The sequence below is a fragment of the Cryobacterium mannosilyticum genome, assembly GCF_004402705.1.
Taxonomy (GTDB): domain Bacteria; phylum Actinomycetota; class Actinomycetes; order Actinomycetales; family Microbacteriaceae; genus Cryobacterium; species Cryobacterium mannosilyticum.
The window spans coordinates 112308-128224 of record NZ_SOFM01000049.1; the positions used below are offsets into that span (position 1 = coordinate 112308).

Consider the following 15917-nt stretch of genomic DNA (forward strand, 5'->3'; position numbering starts at 1 on the left):
CCGGCTGCGTGACACCCGCGGATAAGATGAGGCATGACTTCCGAGGGCTTTGCCGAGATCGAGCGCAAATTCGACGTGAACCCGGCGACGCCGTTGCCGCCCTTGCACGACCTTCCCGGGGTGACCCACGTCGCCCCGCCCGTCGAGCACCACCTCGACGCCCTCTACTTCGACACCGCCGACCTGGCGCTCGCCGGCCGCCGGATCACCCTCCGGCGGCGCGCCGGCGGCGATGACGCCGGCTGGCACCTCAAGCTCCCCGTCGCTGCCGACGAACGCCGCGAGATGCGCGAACCCGTCGGGGCCGACCCCGACGTGATTCCCGAGGCGATCCTCCGCCTGGTTCGGGTCTACCTGCGCGGCCGGCCGCTGATGCCCGTCGTGCGGCTCCGCACCCTGCGCGTCGTGCACCACCTCGTCGGCCGGGACGACGCCGTGCTCGCGGAGGTCTGCGACGACTCGGTGCAGGCCGAACGGTTCGGCTCCGAACCGCTGAACCAGGCCTGGCGCGAATGGGAGATCGAACTCGTCGACGGGTCCCGAGCCCTGCTCGACGCGGCCCAGGAGCGGTTGTCGACCGTGGGAGTCGAGCCGGCCGCAAGCCCGTCCAAGCTCGCCCGAGCCCTCGGAGACCTCGCCCCAGCCGGCACGCCCGTCGCGCCGGAACGGCCGGGGCCCGACAGCTCGACCGCGGACGTGCTGCTGGCGTACCTGCGGGCGCAGGTGGAGGCGGTCACGGCCGAGGACCCCCTCGTTCGCGAAAGCGATGTTGAGGCCGTGCACCGGATGCGCGTGGCGACCAGGCGGCTGCGTTCGGCCCTGTCCACCTACGGTCCGCTCCTCGACGCGGGGGTCGCCGACCCGCTCCGGGTCGAGCTGCGCTGGATCGCGGGCGTGCTCGGCGGAGCCCGGGACGCCCAGGTGATGCGCCGGCGTCTCACCCACCGGCTGGACCTGGAGCCGACGGGCCTCACCGCCGGACCGGTCGCCCCGCGGATCGACGAGCATTTCTCCACCGTCGTGCGGATCAGCGAGGCGGACACCCGGTCCGCCCTCGACTCGGACCGCTACTTCCGGCTCCTCGACACCCTCGACGAGCTGCTCGCGTCCCCACCGCTGTACCGCACAGCCGACAACCCGGCGCGGAAGGTCGTCCCCGGCCTGGTCCGCGCAGACTGGAAGCACCTCCGCGCGGCGGTGCGCGCGGCCCGCCGCACCGCGACCGGCACCGAACGCGACGCGGCCCTGCACGAGGCCCGCAAACGCGCCAAGCAGCTGCGCTACGCGGCGGAGACGGCCGCACCTCTTCGCAGCAAGCGCGCCGCACGGCTCGTCGCCGCGGCCCGGCAGGTGCAGGAGATCCTCGGAGACCACCAGGACAGTGTCGTCGCGCGCGGCGAACTGCTCGGCCTGGGCATGAAGGCGTTCCTGTTCAACGAGAACGCCTTCACCTACGGGCGGATGCACGCGGTCGAGGAGGCGGGCGCGGCCGGCACCGAGGCGCGCTTCTTCACCGCCTGGAAGGACTTCCCCTCCGCCTCGATCGACAAGTAGAGGCCACGGAACGTCGAGCCGGCCGCCGGCGGGGAGCGGGCTCAGTCGAAGTCGAGGCTGAGCTTGCGCAGCAGCCCGGCCAGCCGGTCCTGGTCGCTCGCCGACAGGGTTGAGAGCAGCTCGGCCTCCGCATCGACCAGTCGGGTGATCGCGGCATCCACCCGGGTCAGGCCGGCCGGGTTCATCCCGACGAAGATGCCCCGCCCGTCATTGGGGTCGGTGCGGCGGGTGACCAGCCCGCGCTCGACCAGACGGTCGATCCGGTTGGTCATCGTGCCGCTGGAGACCAGGGTCTGCTGCAGCAGGGCCTTCGGGCTCAGCTCGTAGGGCGCGCCGGCGCGGCGCAGGGCCGAGAGCACGTCGAACTCCCAGGACTCCAGTTCGGAGCGGGAGAACGCGGTGCGCCTGGCCCGATCCAGGTGCTTGGAGAGCCGGCCGACCCGGGACAGGACCTGCAACGGAGCGAAGTCGAGGTCGGGGCGTTCGCGCAGCCAGGCGTCTACGATCCGGTCGACTTCGTCATGGGCGGGCATCATTCCATTATCCGGCCTCGGGGAGGCCGAGGTTGCTCGCTGCGCGCCGGGCACGATACTTCTGGCAGACTTGACACCGTTGGTCGGCCCCGGGCCGGCGAATTCCGCCGTGGTGTAATGGCAGCACGACAGCCTTTGGAGCTGTTAGGTCCAGGTTCGAGTCCTGGCGGCGGAGCACTGGTTGCAGACCAGTGAAGCTTCTCCGGTCTCCCCGGCCGGCAACACGAAAAGCAAAGAGGAAACCCCGTGACCGATTCCCGACTCGCTATCGTCGTGCTGGCCGCAGGCCAGGGCACCCGCATGAAATCCAGCACCCCGAAGCTGCTGCACGAGCTCGCCGGGCTGCCCATGCTCAGCCATGTCCTCGCCACCTCCCGTGCGCTGGACGCGGCCCACGTGGTCACGGTCGTGCGCCACGAACGCGACCTGGTCGCGGCCCTCGTGGCCGAGGACCTGCCCGAGAGCCTGATCGTCGACCAGGACGAGATCCCCGGCACCGGGCGTGCCGTGGAGCTCGCCGTCGCGGCCCTGCCCGAGGACTTCGAGGGTGACGTGCTCGTCGTCTCCGGCGATGTGCCGCTGCTGAACTCCGCCACCCTGGCCAGCTTCGTCGCCGCGCACCGCGAGCGTGAGGTCTCCGCCACCGTGCTCTCCTCGTTCCCCGAGGACTCCACCGGCTACGGCCGCATCGTGCGTTCCGAGACGGGCGGCTTCGACCGCATCGTGGAACAGAAGGATGCCTCGGCCGAGGAACGCCAGATCGCCGAGACCAACGCGGGCGTCTACGCCTTCAGCGTCGCCGAACTCCGCGAGCAGCTCGCGCTCCTCACCACCGACAACGTGCAGGGCGAGAAGTACCTGACCGACGTGATCGGGCTCCTCCGCGACGCAGGCTCGTCCGTGCGGGCCGTGCCCGTCGCGGATGCCTGGCTCGTCGCCGGCATCAACGACCGCGCCCAGCTCAGCGAGACCGCCCGCCAGCTCAACGGTTTCATCGTGCACGGCTGGCAGCTGGCCGGCGTCACCGTTCAGGACCCGGCCACCACCTGGATCGACCTCAAGGCGCAGCTCGCGCCGGACGTGACCATCCTGCCCGGCACCCAGATCCGTGGCGCGACGGTGATCGAGACCGGCGCCGTGATCGGCCCGGACACCACCCTCGTGGACTGCGAGGTCGGCGAGAACGCGGTGGTGAAGCGCACCGACGCAACGCTCGCGGTGATCGGCGCCGGGGCATCCGTCGGCCCGTTCTCCTACCTGCGGCCCGGCACCATCCTCGGCGCGGACGGCAAGATCGGGGCGTTCGTCGAGACCAAGAACGCCACCATCGGCGCCGGCAGCAAGGTGCCGCACCTGAGCTATGTCGGCGACGCGACCGTCGGCGACCAGTCCAACATCGGGGCAGGCACGATCTTCGCCAACTACGACGGCGTGAACAAGCACCGCAGCGAAATCGGGTCGCATGTGCGCACCGGGTCGCACAACGTGTTCGTCGCGCCGATTAGGATTGGGGACGGGGCATACACGGGAGCCGGCACAATCGTCCGCAAGGACGTACCTGCCGGGGCGTTGTCCCTGAGTGTTGCTCCACAACGCAATATGGAGGGCTGGGTCGAAACCCACCGTCCAGGAACCGACGCGGCGGTGGCCGCGGCAAAGAGCGGAGACTAGGTGTCTGGAATCAAGACCAGCGGCGAAAAGCGACTTGTATTGGTTTCGGGGCGAGCTCACCCGCAACTGGCACTGGACATCGCCACGGAGCTTGGTACCGAACTCGTCCACACGGACGCCCGCACCTTCGCGAACGGCGAGATCTACGCCCGCTTCGACGAGAGCGTACGCGGGAGCGACACCTTCGTCATCCAGTCGCACACCAACCCGATCAATGAATGGCTGATGGAACAGCTGATCATGGTCGACGCGCTCAAGCGGGCCTCCGCCAAGCGGATCACCGTGGTGGCGCCGTTCTACCCCTACGCCCGGCAGGACAAGAAGGGCCGCGGCCGCGAGCCGATCTCGGCCCGCCTCGTCGCCGACCTGTTCAAGGTCGCCGGCGCCGACCGGATCATGGCGGTCGACCTGCACGCCGCCCAGATCCAGGGCTTCTTCGACGGCCCCGTCGACCACCTCTTCGCCATGCCGGTGCTGCTCGAGCACTTCAAAGAGAAGCTCGACCCGGCCACCCTGACCGTCGTCTCGCCCGACATGGGCCGCGTCCGCGTCGCCGACATCTGGAGCGACAAGCTCGGCGCCCCGCTGGCCATCATCCACAAGCGGCGCGACCCGCTCGTGCCCAACCGGGTCTCCGTGCACGAGATCGTCGGCCAGGTCGAGGGCCGCGTCTGCCTGATCGTCGACGACATGATCGACACCGGCCGCACGATCGTGCTCGCCGCGGAGGCGCTGCGCAAGGCCGGCGCCATCGGCGTCGTCGTCGCCGCAACCCACGCCGTGTTCAGCCACCCGGCACTCGAACTGCTGCAGAACCCGGCGATCTCCGAGGTCGTCGTCACCGACACCCTGCCGATCCCGATGGAGAAGCGCTTCCCGACGCTCACCGTGCTGCCGATCGCGCCGCTGCTGGCGCGTGCGATCCACGAGGTGTTCGACGAGGGGTCCGTCACGTCGATGTTCGAGGGCGCCGCATAGGGGCACCGAACGGCTTCCGGCCGGTCGTCGACGGATGTCGGTGGCCGGCCATCGGTCTGTCCGGGCTCGGTCGCGGGTTCGGTCGCGGGGGGAGCCGGAGCCCGTGTTCTGCGCCGCCCCGGCCTACGCCGGGATGCCGGACTCCGGCGCCCGCGGCGCCGAGGGGATGATCCCCAGGGGGACGACGTAGGTCTCCCGTTCGTTGCGGTCGACCGCGTAGCACTGCCAGCCGAGCCCGCCCGGCCCGGTCAGCTCGAAGCGGGCGTCCGACCCGACCGCATACGGGTAGAAGTGCTGGGTTGCCAGCCGGCAGGTGTTCGCGGCGGTCGTCGTCGCGACCTGCAGCGTGGTCAGGATGCCGGGCACGACCAGCGCCACGAGCCCCAGCACGACGACGATGCGCATGAGCGTGAGGGCGCGCCGACTGCGCAGGGGCCGGTCGGCATCCTGCGGTTCGTAGCCGGAGAGTTCGGGGTGCTCGTCGCTCATGTCCGTCCCAGTATCGCAGTCCCCGGACGACCGGAGATGTTGCCGGAGCGGACGACTGTTGCCCGCACACCGGCGACAGTCGTCCGCTCCGGTGAATCGATGAGTCGCGCGGCGATCTTCGAACTGGGTTTCCCCGATCCACTGCTTCAGACGTGCCATCTCAACCCCCGCGGCGGCTTCTACTTCACCGACTTCGAATGGCCGGCCTATCGCCTGATCGGGGAGTTCGACGGGAAGGGCAAGTACGTGAAGGACGAGTACCTGCGGGGTCTGACTCCCGGGGAAGCGGTCCATCGTGAGAAGGTTCGCGAGGACGACCTTTCGCGCGGAAGGCAATGGCGTGGCGCGCTGGGGTCCGTCCGATCTGCGCCGGCGCCAGTCGCTGCTGCGCATCCTCACGACCGCGGGGCTCCCGGTCCTCCGCTGACCGGCCGCTGACAGACAGAACTGTTGCCGGAGCGGACAACTGTTGCCGGGATGCCGGCAACACTCGTCCGCTCCGGCAACAGTTGCCCACCGGAGGTGCTAGTGCGAGGAGCCCTCGGTCTCGACCTCGGTGCGGTCGCCCGACCACAGGGTGTGGAAGGTGCCGGGCCTGTCGACGCGCTTGTAGGTGTGCGCGCCGAAGAAGTCACGCTGGCCCTGCACCAGGGCGGCCGGCAGGCGCTCGCTCGCGAGCGAGTCGAAGTAGCTCAGCGCCGACGCGAACCCGGGAACCGGGATGCCGGAGAGCGCCGCGGTCGACACGACCCGGCGCCAGGCCGACTCGCCGTCGGCGACGGCCTTGGCGAAATACGGGTCGACGAGCAGGGTCGGGATCGACGGGTCGTTCGCGTAGGCGTCGACGATCCGGTTGAGGAACTGGGCGCGGATGATGCAGCCGCCGCGCCAGATCGTGGCGATGGCGCCCTTGTCGATCTTCCAGCCGTACTTCTCGGCGCCGGCGATGATCGCGTCGAAGCCCTGGGCGTAGGCGACGACCTTGGAGGCGTAGAGCGCCTGGCGCACATCGTCCTGGAAGGTGTGGCCGACCACGGCGATCTCCGGGCGGGCGACCAGGGCCGCGCGGAGCGGCACACGCTGCTCCGGGTGGCTGGACACGGCGCGGGCGAACACGGCCTCGGCGATGCCACCGACGGGCACGCCCAGGTCGAGGGCGTTCTGCACGGTCCAGACCCCGGTGCCCTTGGAGCCGGCCTCGTCGAGCACGATGTCGACGAAGGGCAGGCCGGTCTTCGCGTCGACCTGGCGGAGCACCTCGGCGGTGATCTCGATCAGGTAGCTCTCGAGGTCGCCGTCGTTCCAGTCGGTGAACACGTCGGCGATGGCGGCGGGGGAGTGCCCGCCGACCTTGCGGAGCAGGTCGTAGGCCTCGGCGATGAGCTGCATGTCGGCGTATTCGATGCCGTTGTGGATCATCTTGACGAAGTGGCCGGCGCCGTCCGTGCCCACGTGCGTGACGCAGGGCACGCCGTCGACGACGGCCGCGATCGACTCGAGGATCGGGCCGAGGGTCTCGTACGCCTCTGCCGAGCCGCCGGGCATGATGCTCGGGCCCTTGAGGGCGCCCTCCTCGCCGCCGGAGATGCCGGCGCCGACGAAGTTCACGCCGGTGGCGCGGACGGCCTTCTCCCGGCGGATGGTGTCCTGGAAGTCGGCGTTGCCGCCGTCGACGATGATGTCGCCGGGCTCGAACAGGGCGGTCAGCTGGCTGATCACGGCATCCGTGCCCGTGCCGGCCTGAACCATGATGATCGCGGTGCGCGGCTTCTGGAGCGACGCGGCGAACTCCTCGATCGTCTCGGAGGCGACGAAGTTCGCCTCCGGGTGTTCGCCCGTGAGCAGGCGGGTGCGCTCGGGGGAGCGGTTGTACACCGCCACCGTGTTCCCCGCCCGGCTGGCGAGGTTGCGGGCCAGATTCGACCCCATCACCGCCAGTCCTACTACGCCAATGTTTGCCTGTGCTGCGCCGGTTTCGGCCACGTTTGCTCCTTCAGGTGATTGTTCTCAAACCTCCGTCAAGGCTACTGCGTCGGCCCGAACGGTTACGTGGCGTGACCGGCGGCCCTCGGGCGACGGATGCCCGACGCCCGGTTCGCCCCGGCCCGCCCGCTCCGCTAGACTCACTAGTTGAACTTCGGCGAGGGCTGTCGGCGGCGGGAAACCGTCCACCGGCATCCGTTATCGACGCGGCGGGATGCTTCACGGCCTTTCCTCACGCGCACACGCGTTCGAGTTGAACCAGTACCCACGATTCCCGGGCTTCGGTCCGCGAAACCAGACTGGGCCGTCCAGGCCCGCAAGGAGAAACATCATGGCTGAGGCCAAGAAGAAGGTTGTCGCAGACAACAAGATTTCCGCCGACCTGCGCGTCAAGTTCGGCAAGGGCGCTGCCCGCAAGCTGCGCGTGCTGGGCAAGATCCCCGCCGTCATCTACGGCCACGGCACCGACCCGGTGCACGTCGCCCTCCCGGCCCACCAGATCGGCCTGCTGCTGCGCCGCGCCAACGCCGTGCTCGAGCTCGACGTCGAAGGCACCACCCACCTCACCCTGGTGAAGGATGTCCAGAAGGACCCGTTCCTGCAGATCATCGAGCACCTCGACCTCATCGTCATCCGCAAGGGTGAGAAGGTCCAGGTCGAGGTTTCCGTGCACCTGACCGGCGAGGCCGTTTCCGGCACCATCGCCGACCTGGACTCGAAGGTCCTCATGCTCGAGGTCGAGGCCACGAGCATCCCGCAGAACGTCGTCGTCTCCATCGACGGACTCGACGACGGCGCGCAGATCCACGCGAAGGACGTCGTGCTCCCGGGCGGCGCCACCCTCATCTCCGACCCCGACGCCGTCGTGGTCTACGTGCACCTGCCCGCCGCCGAGGAAGAGGAAGAGCCGGCCGAAGCCGAGGCCACCGAGGCTCCTGCCGCCGAGTAGTCTTCCCCACCTGGCTTCGTCGACCGCGGAGGAATTCCCTGGACGAGAATCTCTGGCTCGTAGTCGGGCTCGGTAACCCCGGGCCCGGCTACGCCGGCAACCGACACAACGTCGGCCACATGGCGGCGGCCGTGCTCGCCGACCGCCTGTCGGCGAACTTCAAGAACCACAAAACCAATTCGGCCGTCGCCGAGGGACGCAGCTTCCCCGGCGGACCGAAACTGGTGCTCGCCAAGCCGAGCACCTACATGAACGTGTCCGGCGGCCCGGTCGCCGCGCTCCTGCGCTTCTACTCGCTCGAGCCCGACCGGCTGATCGTCGTCCACGACGACCTCGACCTTCCCTTCGACACCATCAAGATCAAGGTCGGCGGCGGCCACGGCGGCCACAACGGCCTCCGCGACATCATCGCCGCGACCGGCACGAAGGAGTTCGTGCGGATCCGGATCGGCATCGGCCGCCCGCCCGGGCGCCAGGACGCCGCCGACTTCGTGCTGCACGATTTCAGCAAGGACGAGCGGGCGGTCCTGCCCAACCTGTTGACGGATGCCGCCGACGCGATCGAACTGATCGCGGCCGAGGGCGTCACCGCCGCCCAGCAGAAGGTCCACTCCCCGTAGCTCTTCGCCCGTTCCGCTGCCCGTGCCGGCGCTGCGTAGACTTGACCGGTGACTCTCCAGGGCTTAATTGCCACACTTTCGCGCGCCTCCACATTCGACAACGCCCTCACCTTCGCGAACCGCGACGCGGACTTCTCGCTCACCGAGGGCCTGCGGGCGCCGCTGATCGCGGCCATGCTCGAGCAGCGCGGCCGGCTGGAGAAGGCCCAGGCCCTGCTCGTCATCACCGCGACCGGGCGTGAGTCGGAATCCCTGCACGAGAACCTGGCCTGCTTCGCCGACGGCGCCGAGATCGTCGACTTCCCCGCCTGGGAGACCCTCCCGCACGAACGGCTCAGCCCCGGCGCGGAGATCGTCGGCAAGCGGCTCTACGCGCTCCGGCGGATGCGGGACTGGGAGGAGTTCGACCCGGCCGCCCGGCGCCCGCTGATCGTCATCGCCTCGGTGCGGGCCGCCCTCCAGCCGGTGGCCGACAACCTCACCGACTATGAGCCGATCGAACTGGCCGCCGGTGGCCGCGGCCACGACCTCGGCGCCATCGCCCGGGAACTGGTCGGCCTCGCCTACACCCGGGTCGACATGGTCACCCGCCGGGGCGAGTTCGCCGTGCGCGGCGGCATCCTCGACGTGTTCCCGCCGGTGGCGCCGCATCCGTACCGGGCGGAGTTCTTCGGCGACGAGGTCGAGCAGATCCGCGCCTTCTCGGTCGCCGACCAGCGTTCCCTGCCCGAGCCGATCGAACGGGTGTCCCTGCCGCCGAGCCGCGAGCTGCTGCTCAGCCCGGCCGTGCGCCAGCGAGCCAGGGAGATGCAGCACGAGTTCCCGAGCCTGGCCGGGCTGCTCGCCAAGATCGCCGAGGGAATCCCCGTCGAGGGGATGGAGAGCCTCGCGCCCGCCCTCGTCGACCGGCTCGTGCCGATCACCCACTACCTGCCCCGAGAGGCGGCCGTGGCCGTGATCTCGCCCGAACGGGTCGCCTCCCGGGCGATCAGCCTCGCCGAGACGAACCGCGAGTTCCTCGGCGCCGCCTGGAGCGCCGCGACCGCCGGCGCGGAGGCGCCGATCGACCTCGAATCGGGGGACTTCCTCACCCTCGGCCGGCTGCGCGAGTCGGTCACGTTCAGCGCCCCCGGTGCCCCGCCGTCCGCGCACGTGTGGTGGACGTTCAGCTCATTCCAGGCGGCGCCGACGGATGCCCCGGTGCTCCCCGAGCACCGCGAACTCGATGAGCTGCTCACCGTGCGCGTCGACGGCGACGCCGTGCCGAGCTTCCAGGGCAGTGTGGAGGGCGCCGTTGGGCACCTCGCCGCCCGGCTGAAGGACGGCTGGACCGTCGGGATCGTCGCCCAGGGCGCCGGGCTGGTCGAACGCGCCGCCGACGTGCTCGCCGAGCGCGAACTCCCGGCCCGGATCGTCTCCGAATGGCCAGGCGTTCCGGAACCCGGCATCGCCTACCTGCTCAAGGCATCCGTCGACCACGGCTTCGAAATCCCAGAGACCAGACTCACCCTGGTCAGCGAGTCCGAGTTCTACGGCCGGGTCGTCGGCTACGACGCCCGCCAGGTCAAGAAACTGGCCAGCCGGCGCAAGAACGTCGTCGACCCGCTCCAACTGAAAGCCGGCGACCACGTCGTGCACCAGACCCACGGAATCGGCCGGTTCGTCGAGCTGACCCAGCGCGAGGTCTCCAGCGGCGGCCGCAACCCGGTCAAGACCAAACGTGAATACCTGGTGCTTGAATACGCCCCGTCGAAGCGCGGCCACCCCGGGGACAAGCTCTACGTGCCGACCGACCAGCTCGACCTGGTCAGCCGGTACGTCGGCGGGGAGGCCCCGGCGCTCAGCAAGATGGGCGGCAGCGACTGGTCCGCCGCGAAGACCAAGGCCCGCAAGGCCGTGCGCGACATCGCCGTCGAACTGGTCAAGTTGTACTCGGCACGGATGGCCAGCAAGGGCCACGCGTTCGGGCCGGATACCCCGTGGCAGCGCGAACTGGAGGAGGCGTTCCCGTTCGCGGAGACCCCCGACCAGCTCACCACCATCGACGAGGTGAAGGCCGACATGGAACGGCCCATCCCGATGGACCGGCTGCTCTCCGGCGACGTCGGCTTCGGCAAGACCGAGGTGGCCGTGCGGGCCGCGTTCAAGGCGATCCAGGACGGCAAGCAGGTCGTCATGCTCGTGCCGACGACCCTGCTCGTGCGCCAGCACATGGAGACCTTCCAGGAGCGCTTCGCCGGGTTCCCGGTGCACCTGCGCGCGCTCAGCCGGTTCCAGACCGAGAAGGAGTCCCGCGAAACCATCGCCGGGATGCTCGACGGCACCGTGGACCTCGTGATCGGCACCCATCGGCTGCTCTCCGAGTCGATCGTGTTCAAGGACCTCGGCCTCGTCATCATCGACGAGGAGCAGCGGTTCGGGGTGGAGCACAAGGACGCGCTGAAGAAGCTGAAGACCAACGTGGACATCCTCGCGATGAGTGCCACCCCGATCCCGCGCACGCTGGAGATGGCGGTCACCGGCATCCGGGAGATGTCGACCCTGGCCACGCCGCCGGAGGACCGGCACCCGATCCTCACCTTCGTCGGCCCGTACTCCGACCGGCAGGTGGCGGCGGCGATCCGCCGCGAGCTGCTCCGGGAGGGCCAGATCTTCGTCGTGCACAACCGGGTGTCGAGCATCAACCGGGTCGCCGCGAAGCTGGCCGAGCTCGTGCCCGAGGCGCGGATCGCCGTGGCGCACGGCCAGCTGCCGGAGACCCAGCTGGAACAGGTTGTCGTGGACTTCTGGGAACGCAAGTTCGACGTGCTCGTCTCGACCACGATCATCGAGACCGGCCTGGACATCGCCAACGCGAACACGATCATCATCGACCGCGCCGACAAGTTCGGGCTCAGCCAGCTGCACCAGCTGCGGGGGAGGGTCGGCCGCGGCCGGGAGCGCGCATACGCCTACTTCCTCTACGACGAGAACAAGCCGCTCACCGAGATCGCCCACGACCGGCTGTCGACGATCGCCGCGAACAACGAGCTGGGCGCCGGCATGCAGGTGGCGCTCAAAGACCTCGAGATCCGCGGAGCCGGCAACCTGCTCGGCGGCGAGCAGGCCGGGCACATCGCCGGGGTCGGCTTCGACCTCTACCTGCGGATGATCGGCGAGGCCGTGAGCACGTTCCGCGGCGACGTCGCCGAGGGCCAGACCGAGCTGCGGCTCGAACTGCCCGTCGACGCGCACATCCCCGAGGACTACGTCGACAGCGAGCGGTTGCGCCTCGAGGCCTACCAGAAGCTGTCCGCCGCCAGCTCGCCGACGGCGGCGAAGGACCAGATCGACCTGGTCCTCGACGAACTCACCGACCGCTACGGCGAGCCGCCGCAGCCGGTGCAGAACCTCATTCTGGTCTCCCGGCTGCGCTGGCTGGCGCAGCAGGCCGGCCTCGGCGAGGTCGTCGCCATGGGCTCGAACCTCCGCGTCTCGCCGGCGAACCTGGCCGATTCGATGCAGGTGCGCCTGCAACGGATGTACCCGGGCTCGCGCTACTTCACCCAGAACGGGTCGATGACGGTGCCGATGCCCCGGATCAACGGGGAGCCGCTCGGCGACGCGGCCCTGATCGCCTGGGCCGGCTCACTGCTGGACGCGATCTTCCCCCGGCCGGTCGACGCGGTCGCGGCGCCGTCCGCGTGACGCCCGGACCCGCCGCCTACGATGAGACCGAACCCCAGGAGGCCCGCATGACCCCGCCCAGCCAGCTCGACATCCTGATCGAGACCGTCGCCCGGCTCCGTGCGCCCGGCGGCTGCCCGTGGGACGCGGACCAGACCCATGAATCCCTCGTGCAGTATCTGATCGAGGAAAGCCACGAGCTGATCGACGCGATCGAGGCGGGCAGCCGCGAGGAGATGATCGAGGAACTCGGCGACGTGCTCTACCAGGTGCTCTTCCACGCCGACCTTGCCGCGCACACCAGCGGCGAGGACTTCGACATCCAGGACGTGGCCGCGCAGATGACCGCGAAAATGGTGGGGCGGCATCCGCACGTCTTCGGCGACCTGTCGCTGGAGACCGCCGATGACGTCGTCGCTGCGTGGGACGACTTCAAGGCCGCGGAGAAGCCGCACCGCACCAGCGTGCTCGACGGGATCCCGCAGGGGATGCCCGCCCTCGCCCTCGCCGACAAAGTGCTCGGGCGGGCGCAGAAGATCGGCCTGCTCGGCACGGAGTCCGCCTTCCCCCTCCCGATCGAGAGTGAGGACGAGCTCGGACCGCTGCTGCTGGCCGTCGTGTCCGCCGCCAAGGCCCAGGGGCTCGACTCGGAGCGTGCTCTCCGCACCGCGCTCCGCGGCTTGCAGGACGAGATCCGTGTGGCCGAGGGCGTCGGGCCGGATGCCGTCGGGCCTGATGCCGTCGCCACGGACGGGACCGACGTCTTCGACGCCGGCATCATCGGCCTGCCCGGCTGACCGGCCGGGTCGCGCGTGCGGGCCCGGCGCGCGGTCAGGCGATGCGCCGGCCCGCGGGGAGCCGCCGGGAGGGGGTGATCGTGCGGCGCCAGGCCCAGAGCAATGCCGCGGCGCCGAGGGCCAGGTGGATGCCCAGGCCGACAAACCAGGACGGCACCGCGCTGTCGTAGACCTCCCGTGCCGTCGGCCGCTTGTCATCGTCGCCGTAGTAGACGCCCGTCGAGTTGCAGTACGGGGTTTCGCCCTGCAGGTCGGGCGCAACCTGTGCCTGCCGAACTCCGACCGCGATCCAGCCGAACAGGTCCTGCGGGTTGCCGGTGGGGTCGAAGACTCCGGGGGAGGCATCCGCGACGACGACGTACGGATTCGCGGCGAGCACCCACCAGTAACGGTCGAAACGGGGAACGTCCATCGTGGTCGCGGGATCGTCGCAGCCGGCCGGCGGCATGAGGGTCTGTTCCGACTTCGTCGCGGTGCCCAGCAGGGCGAAGGCGATGGGTGTGCCAACGCTGAGCGCCGCGACGATGAGGTAGGTGACGACGATCGAGAACAGGGGACGGGTGACGATGCCGGAGAGCCCGACGCCGAGCATGGCGATCACCCCGAGCTCGGCGGCGAGCACGAGCACGGAGACGGCGATCGTGGACAGCGAGACCTGGCCGAGGGTGACCGCGAAGAGCAGGAACGGCACCGCGGTGGCGAGGAACGCGAGGGCCGTGATCCAGGCCGCGACGAACTTGCCGAGTATGAGCTGGCCCGTGCTGATCAGGGTGACCTGCGTCGTGGCGAGGGTGCCGATGTCGCGGTCGCCGTTGACGGCGTTGCCGCTGAGCGCGGGCGAGACGAGAGTGCCGAGCAGGAGCACGAAGAAGATGACGGCCGAGAAGACCGCGCCGCCGCCTGTCTCCCAGGCCGCGGTCGACAGCCAGAGCAGCACCGTGACCGCTGCGACGAGCAGCACGAAGATGCCGAGCAGCACGTACCAGGCGACCCCGCGCACGCGCTGGCGCAACTCGAGGGTGACGATGAGCCACAGCCCGGCGAGGAAGTCCCGAGCGGGTGTGCGGTCGGGGACCGGGCTGATACGGGCGGTGGCGTCCAGGTCACTGCTCATGCTGCTGCCCCTCCAGTGGATTCGGGTCGGGACAGGTCGAGGAAGGTGTGTTCGAGGTCGCCGACCGCCGGACCGAAGGCGCTCACCCGCACGCCGGCGCCGACCAGCCGGGCCAGCAGATCGGCCGCCGCCGCCTCGTTGTCGACCTGCACGAGCGTGCCGAGGTGGTCGGTCCGGGTGCCGGCCACGCCGGATGCCTGGAGGCCGTCTTCCAGGGCGACCGGGTCGAGTGAGCGGATCCGCCAGGACCTCGCGCTGGCGCCGGCCCGCGCGACGCGCTCGGCGCTCGCCGTGACTCCGTCGGCGAGGTACACGGCGGCATCCGCCATCTCGTCGAGTTCGGAGAGCACGTGGCTGGAGACGAGGATCGCCGTTCCCTCACCCGCGAGGCGGCGGACGAGCACGCGAAGCGCCACCCGGGCGGCCGGGTCGAGACCGGATGCCGGCTCGTCGAGCAGGAGCACGGAGGGAGAGTGCACGAGGGCCCTGGCCAGGCTCAGCCGCTGCTTCTGCCCGCGGCTGAGCACCCGGGACGGCCGGTCGGCGAGGGCCTCCAGGCCGGTCAGGCCGATCAGTTCATCCGCGCGGGCGGCGGCGGCCGGGCGGCTCATCCGGTACATCCGCCCGGTCACTTCCAGCGAGGCGCGAACGCTCAGGCTCGGCCAGGAGCCGAGCACGTCGGGCATCCAACCCATCGCGGCGCGCACTGCCTGCGGGTCCGCCACCGGGTTGTGCCCGGCGATCGTGATTGTGCCGGTGTCGGGGGCGAGCAGGCTCGCCAGCATGAGCAGCAGTGTCGTCTTTCCGGCGCCGTTCGGCCCGATCAGGGCCGTCACCGAGCCCGGTGGCACGGTGAGCGTGGCGTCCCGCACGGCATGCACGCTGCCGAACGAACGGCGCACCCCCGTGACCGTGATTCCCCGTGCTGCGTGTGATTCCATCGTTGCCCCCTCCGGCGTGATGATCGAAGTCTAGGGGGATGGCGTTCGGTGGCGGCGGATGTCGGTGGCGAGTACCGTCAGAGCATGAGCCAGACTTCCTTCAGCGAACTCCTTTCCCTTCAGATCGGCAACGAGTTTGCCGCGTCCCAGCAGTACATCGCCATCGCCGTCTGGTTCGACAACCAGGCCCTGCCCCGGCTCGCCGCGCACTTCTACGCCCAGTCGATCGAAGAGCGCAACCACGCCATGATGCTGGTGCAGTACCGGCTCGACCGCGACCTCGGCGTCGAGATTCCGGGAATTCCGGCCGTGCAGAACGACTTCACCCTCGCCGTCGAGCCGATCGCGCTCGCCCTGGCCCAGGAGAAGCAGGTCACCTCCCAGATCGAGGCGCTCTTCCGCGCGGCCCGCGCCGACGGGGACGCCCTCGGCGAGCAGGCGATGCTGTGGTTCCTCAAGGAGCAGGTCGAAGAGGTCGCGTCGATGTCCACCCTGCTGACGATCGCGCAGCGGGCCGGCGACAACCTCTTCGACATCGAGAACTACATCGCGCGGGAAACCGTCGCCGGCGGCCCGGTCGACTCCGATGCCCCCCCTGCAGCGGGCGGCGCCCTCTAGCCTC

At 70.0% G+C, this 15917-nt stretch carries 14 protein-coding genes and 1 tRNA gene; 10 read left to right on the top strand and 5 right to left on the bottom strand.

Annotation, left to right across the window (positions count from 1 at the left end; genetic code table 11):
* Window positions 1-33 precede the first annotated feature (33 nt).
* On the top strand, window positions 34-1554 hold the full coding sequence (locus E3O32_RS16120) for a CYTH and CHAD domain-containing protein (protein ID WP_134510845.1): 1521 nt from the start codon (window positions 34-36) through the stop codon (window positions 1552-1554).
* 41 nt (window positions 1555-1595) lie between these two features.
* Here the strand turns inward: E3O32_RS16120 and E3O32_RS16125 are convergent, their stop codons facing one another.
* Entirely contained in the window at window positions 1596-2090 is a 495-nt protein-coding gene (locus E3O32_RS16125) for a MarR family winged helix-turn-helix transcriptional regulator (protein ID WP_134510846.1), read from the bottom strand.
* Window positions 2091-2190: 100 nt separating this feature from the next.
* Here E3O32_RS16125 and E3O32_RS16130 point away from each other — a divergent pair.
* The 3 genes from E3O32_RS16130 to E3O32_RS16140 all read left to right on the top strand — a co-directional run bounded on the left by E3O32_RS16130 (window position 2191) and on the right by E3O32_RS16140 (window position 4736).
* Window positions 2191-2262, top strand: a tRNA-Gln gene (locus E3O32_RS16130).
* 71 nt (window positions 2263-2333) lie between these two features.
* Window positions 2334-3758 (top strand): bifunctional UDP-N-acetylglucosamine diphosphorylase/glucosamine-1-phosphate N-acetyltransferase GlmU, encoded by a 1425-nt coding sequence (gene glmU, locus E3O32_RS16135; RefSeq protein ID WP_134510847.1) that lies wholly within the window; start codon window positions 2334-2336, stop codon window positions 3756-3758.
* Window positions 3759-4736, top strand: coding sequence for a ribose-phosphate diphosphokinase (locus E3O32_RS16140; RefSeq protein WP_134510848.1), 978 nt, complete (start codon window positions 3759-3761; stop codon window positions 4734-4736).
* 123 nt (window positions 4737-4859) lie between these two features.
* On the opposite strand, the gene E3O32_RS16145 is transcribed toward E3O32_RS16140, so the two are convergent.
* Complete coding sequence (locus tag E3O32_RS16145; protein WP_134510849.1) at window positions 4860-5225, bottom strand: hypothetical protein; 366 nt, start codon at window positions 5223-5225, stop codon at window positions 4860-4862.
* Window positions 5226-5324: 99 nt separating this feature from the next.
* Between E3O32_RS16145 and E3O32_RS16150 the strand changes: the two genes are divergently transcribed.
* Window positions 5325-5663 carry a hypothetical protein gene (locus tag E3O32_RS16150; RefSeq protein WP_134510850.1) on the top strand — a complete coding sequence of 113 codons (339 nt, stop codon included), beginning with the start codon at window positions 5325-5327 and terminating at the stop codon, window positions 5661-5663.
* Window positions 5664-5750: 87 nt separating this feature from the next.
* Here E3O32_RS16150 and gndA read toward each other — a convergent pair whose 3' ends face one another.
* Window positions 5751-7154, bottom strand: a complete 1404-nt coding sequence (gene gndA / locus E3O32_RS16155) for an NADP-dependent phosphogluconate dehydrogenase (protein ID WP_241975062.1) — start codon at window positions 7152-7154, stop codon at window positions 5751-5753.
* Window positions 7155-7539: 385 nt separating this feature from the next.
* Between gndA and E3O32_RS16160 the strand changes: the two genes are divergently transcribed.
* Genes E3O32_RS16160 through E3O32_RS16175 form a run of 4 tightly spaced genes read left to right on the top strand, consistent with a single transcriptional unit; the run spans window position 7540 to window position 13240 of the window.
* The gene (locus E3O32_RS16160; protein WP_134510852.1) at window positions 7540-8157 is read left to right on the top strand and encodes a 50S ribosomal protein L25/general stress protein Ctc; all 618 of its coding nucleotides are present in this window, start codon (window positions 7540-7542) and stop codon (window positions 8155-8157) included.
* A 38-nt stretch (window positions 8158-8195) separates the two neighbouring features.
* Window positions 8196-8777, top strand: coding sequence for an aminoacyl-tRNA hydrolase (pth, locus tag E3O32_RS16165; RefSeq protein WP_134510853.1), 582 nt, complete (start codon window positions 8196-8198; stop codon window positions 8775-8777).
* A gap of 48 nt (window positions 8778-8825) precedes the next feature.
* The gene (mfd, locus tag E3O32_RS16170) at window positions 8826-12464 is read left to right on the top strand and encodes a transcription-repair coupling factor (RefSeq protein WP_134510854.1); all 3639 of its coding nucleotides are present in this window, start codon (window positions 8826-8828) and stop codon (window positions 12462-12464) included.
* 47 nt (window positions 12465-12511) lie between these two features.
* On the top strand, window positions 12512-13240 hold the full coding sequence (locus tag E3O32_RS16175; RefSeq protein ID WP_134510855.1) for a nucleoside triphosphate pyrophosphohydrolase: 729 nt from the start codon (window positions 12512-12514) through the stop codon (window positions 13238-13240).
* 34 nt (window positions 13241-13274) lie between these two features.
* Here the strand turns inward: E3O32_RS16175 and E3O32_RS16180 are convergent, their stop codons facing one another.
* Both E3O32_RS16180 and E3O32_RS16185 read right to left on the bottom strand, forming a co-directional pair.
* Entirely contained in the window at window positions 13275-14354 is a 1080-nt protein-coding gene (locus E3O32_RS16180; RefSeq protein WP_241975059.1) for an ABC transporter permease, read from the bottom strand.
* Window positions 14351-15295 (bottom strand): ABC transporter ATP-binding protein, encoded by a 945-nt coding sequence (locus E3O32_RS16185; RefSeq protein ID WP_134510856.1) that lies wholly within the window; start codon window positions 15293-15295, stop codon window positions 14351-14353. The genes E3O32_RS16180 and E3O32_RS16185 overlap by 4 nt, the downstream gene beginning before the upstream one ends.
* A gap of 84 nt (window positions 15296-15379) precedes the next feature.
* On the opposite strand from E3O32_RS16185, the gene E3O32_RS16190 reads away from it, so the two are divergent.
* Window positions 15380-15913 carry a ferritin gene (locus E3O32_RS16190; RefSeq protein WP_134510857.1) on the top strand — a complete coding sequence of 178 codons (534 nt, stop codon included), beginning with the start codon at window positions 15380-15382 and terminating at the stop codon, window positions 15911-15913.
* The last annotated feature ends 4 nt before the right edge of the window (window positions 15914-15917 follow it).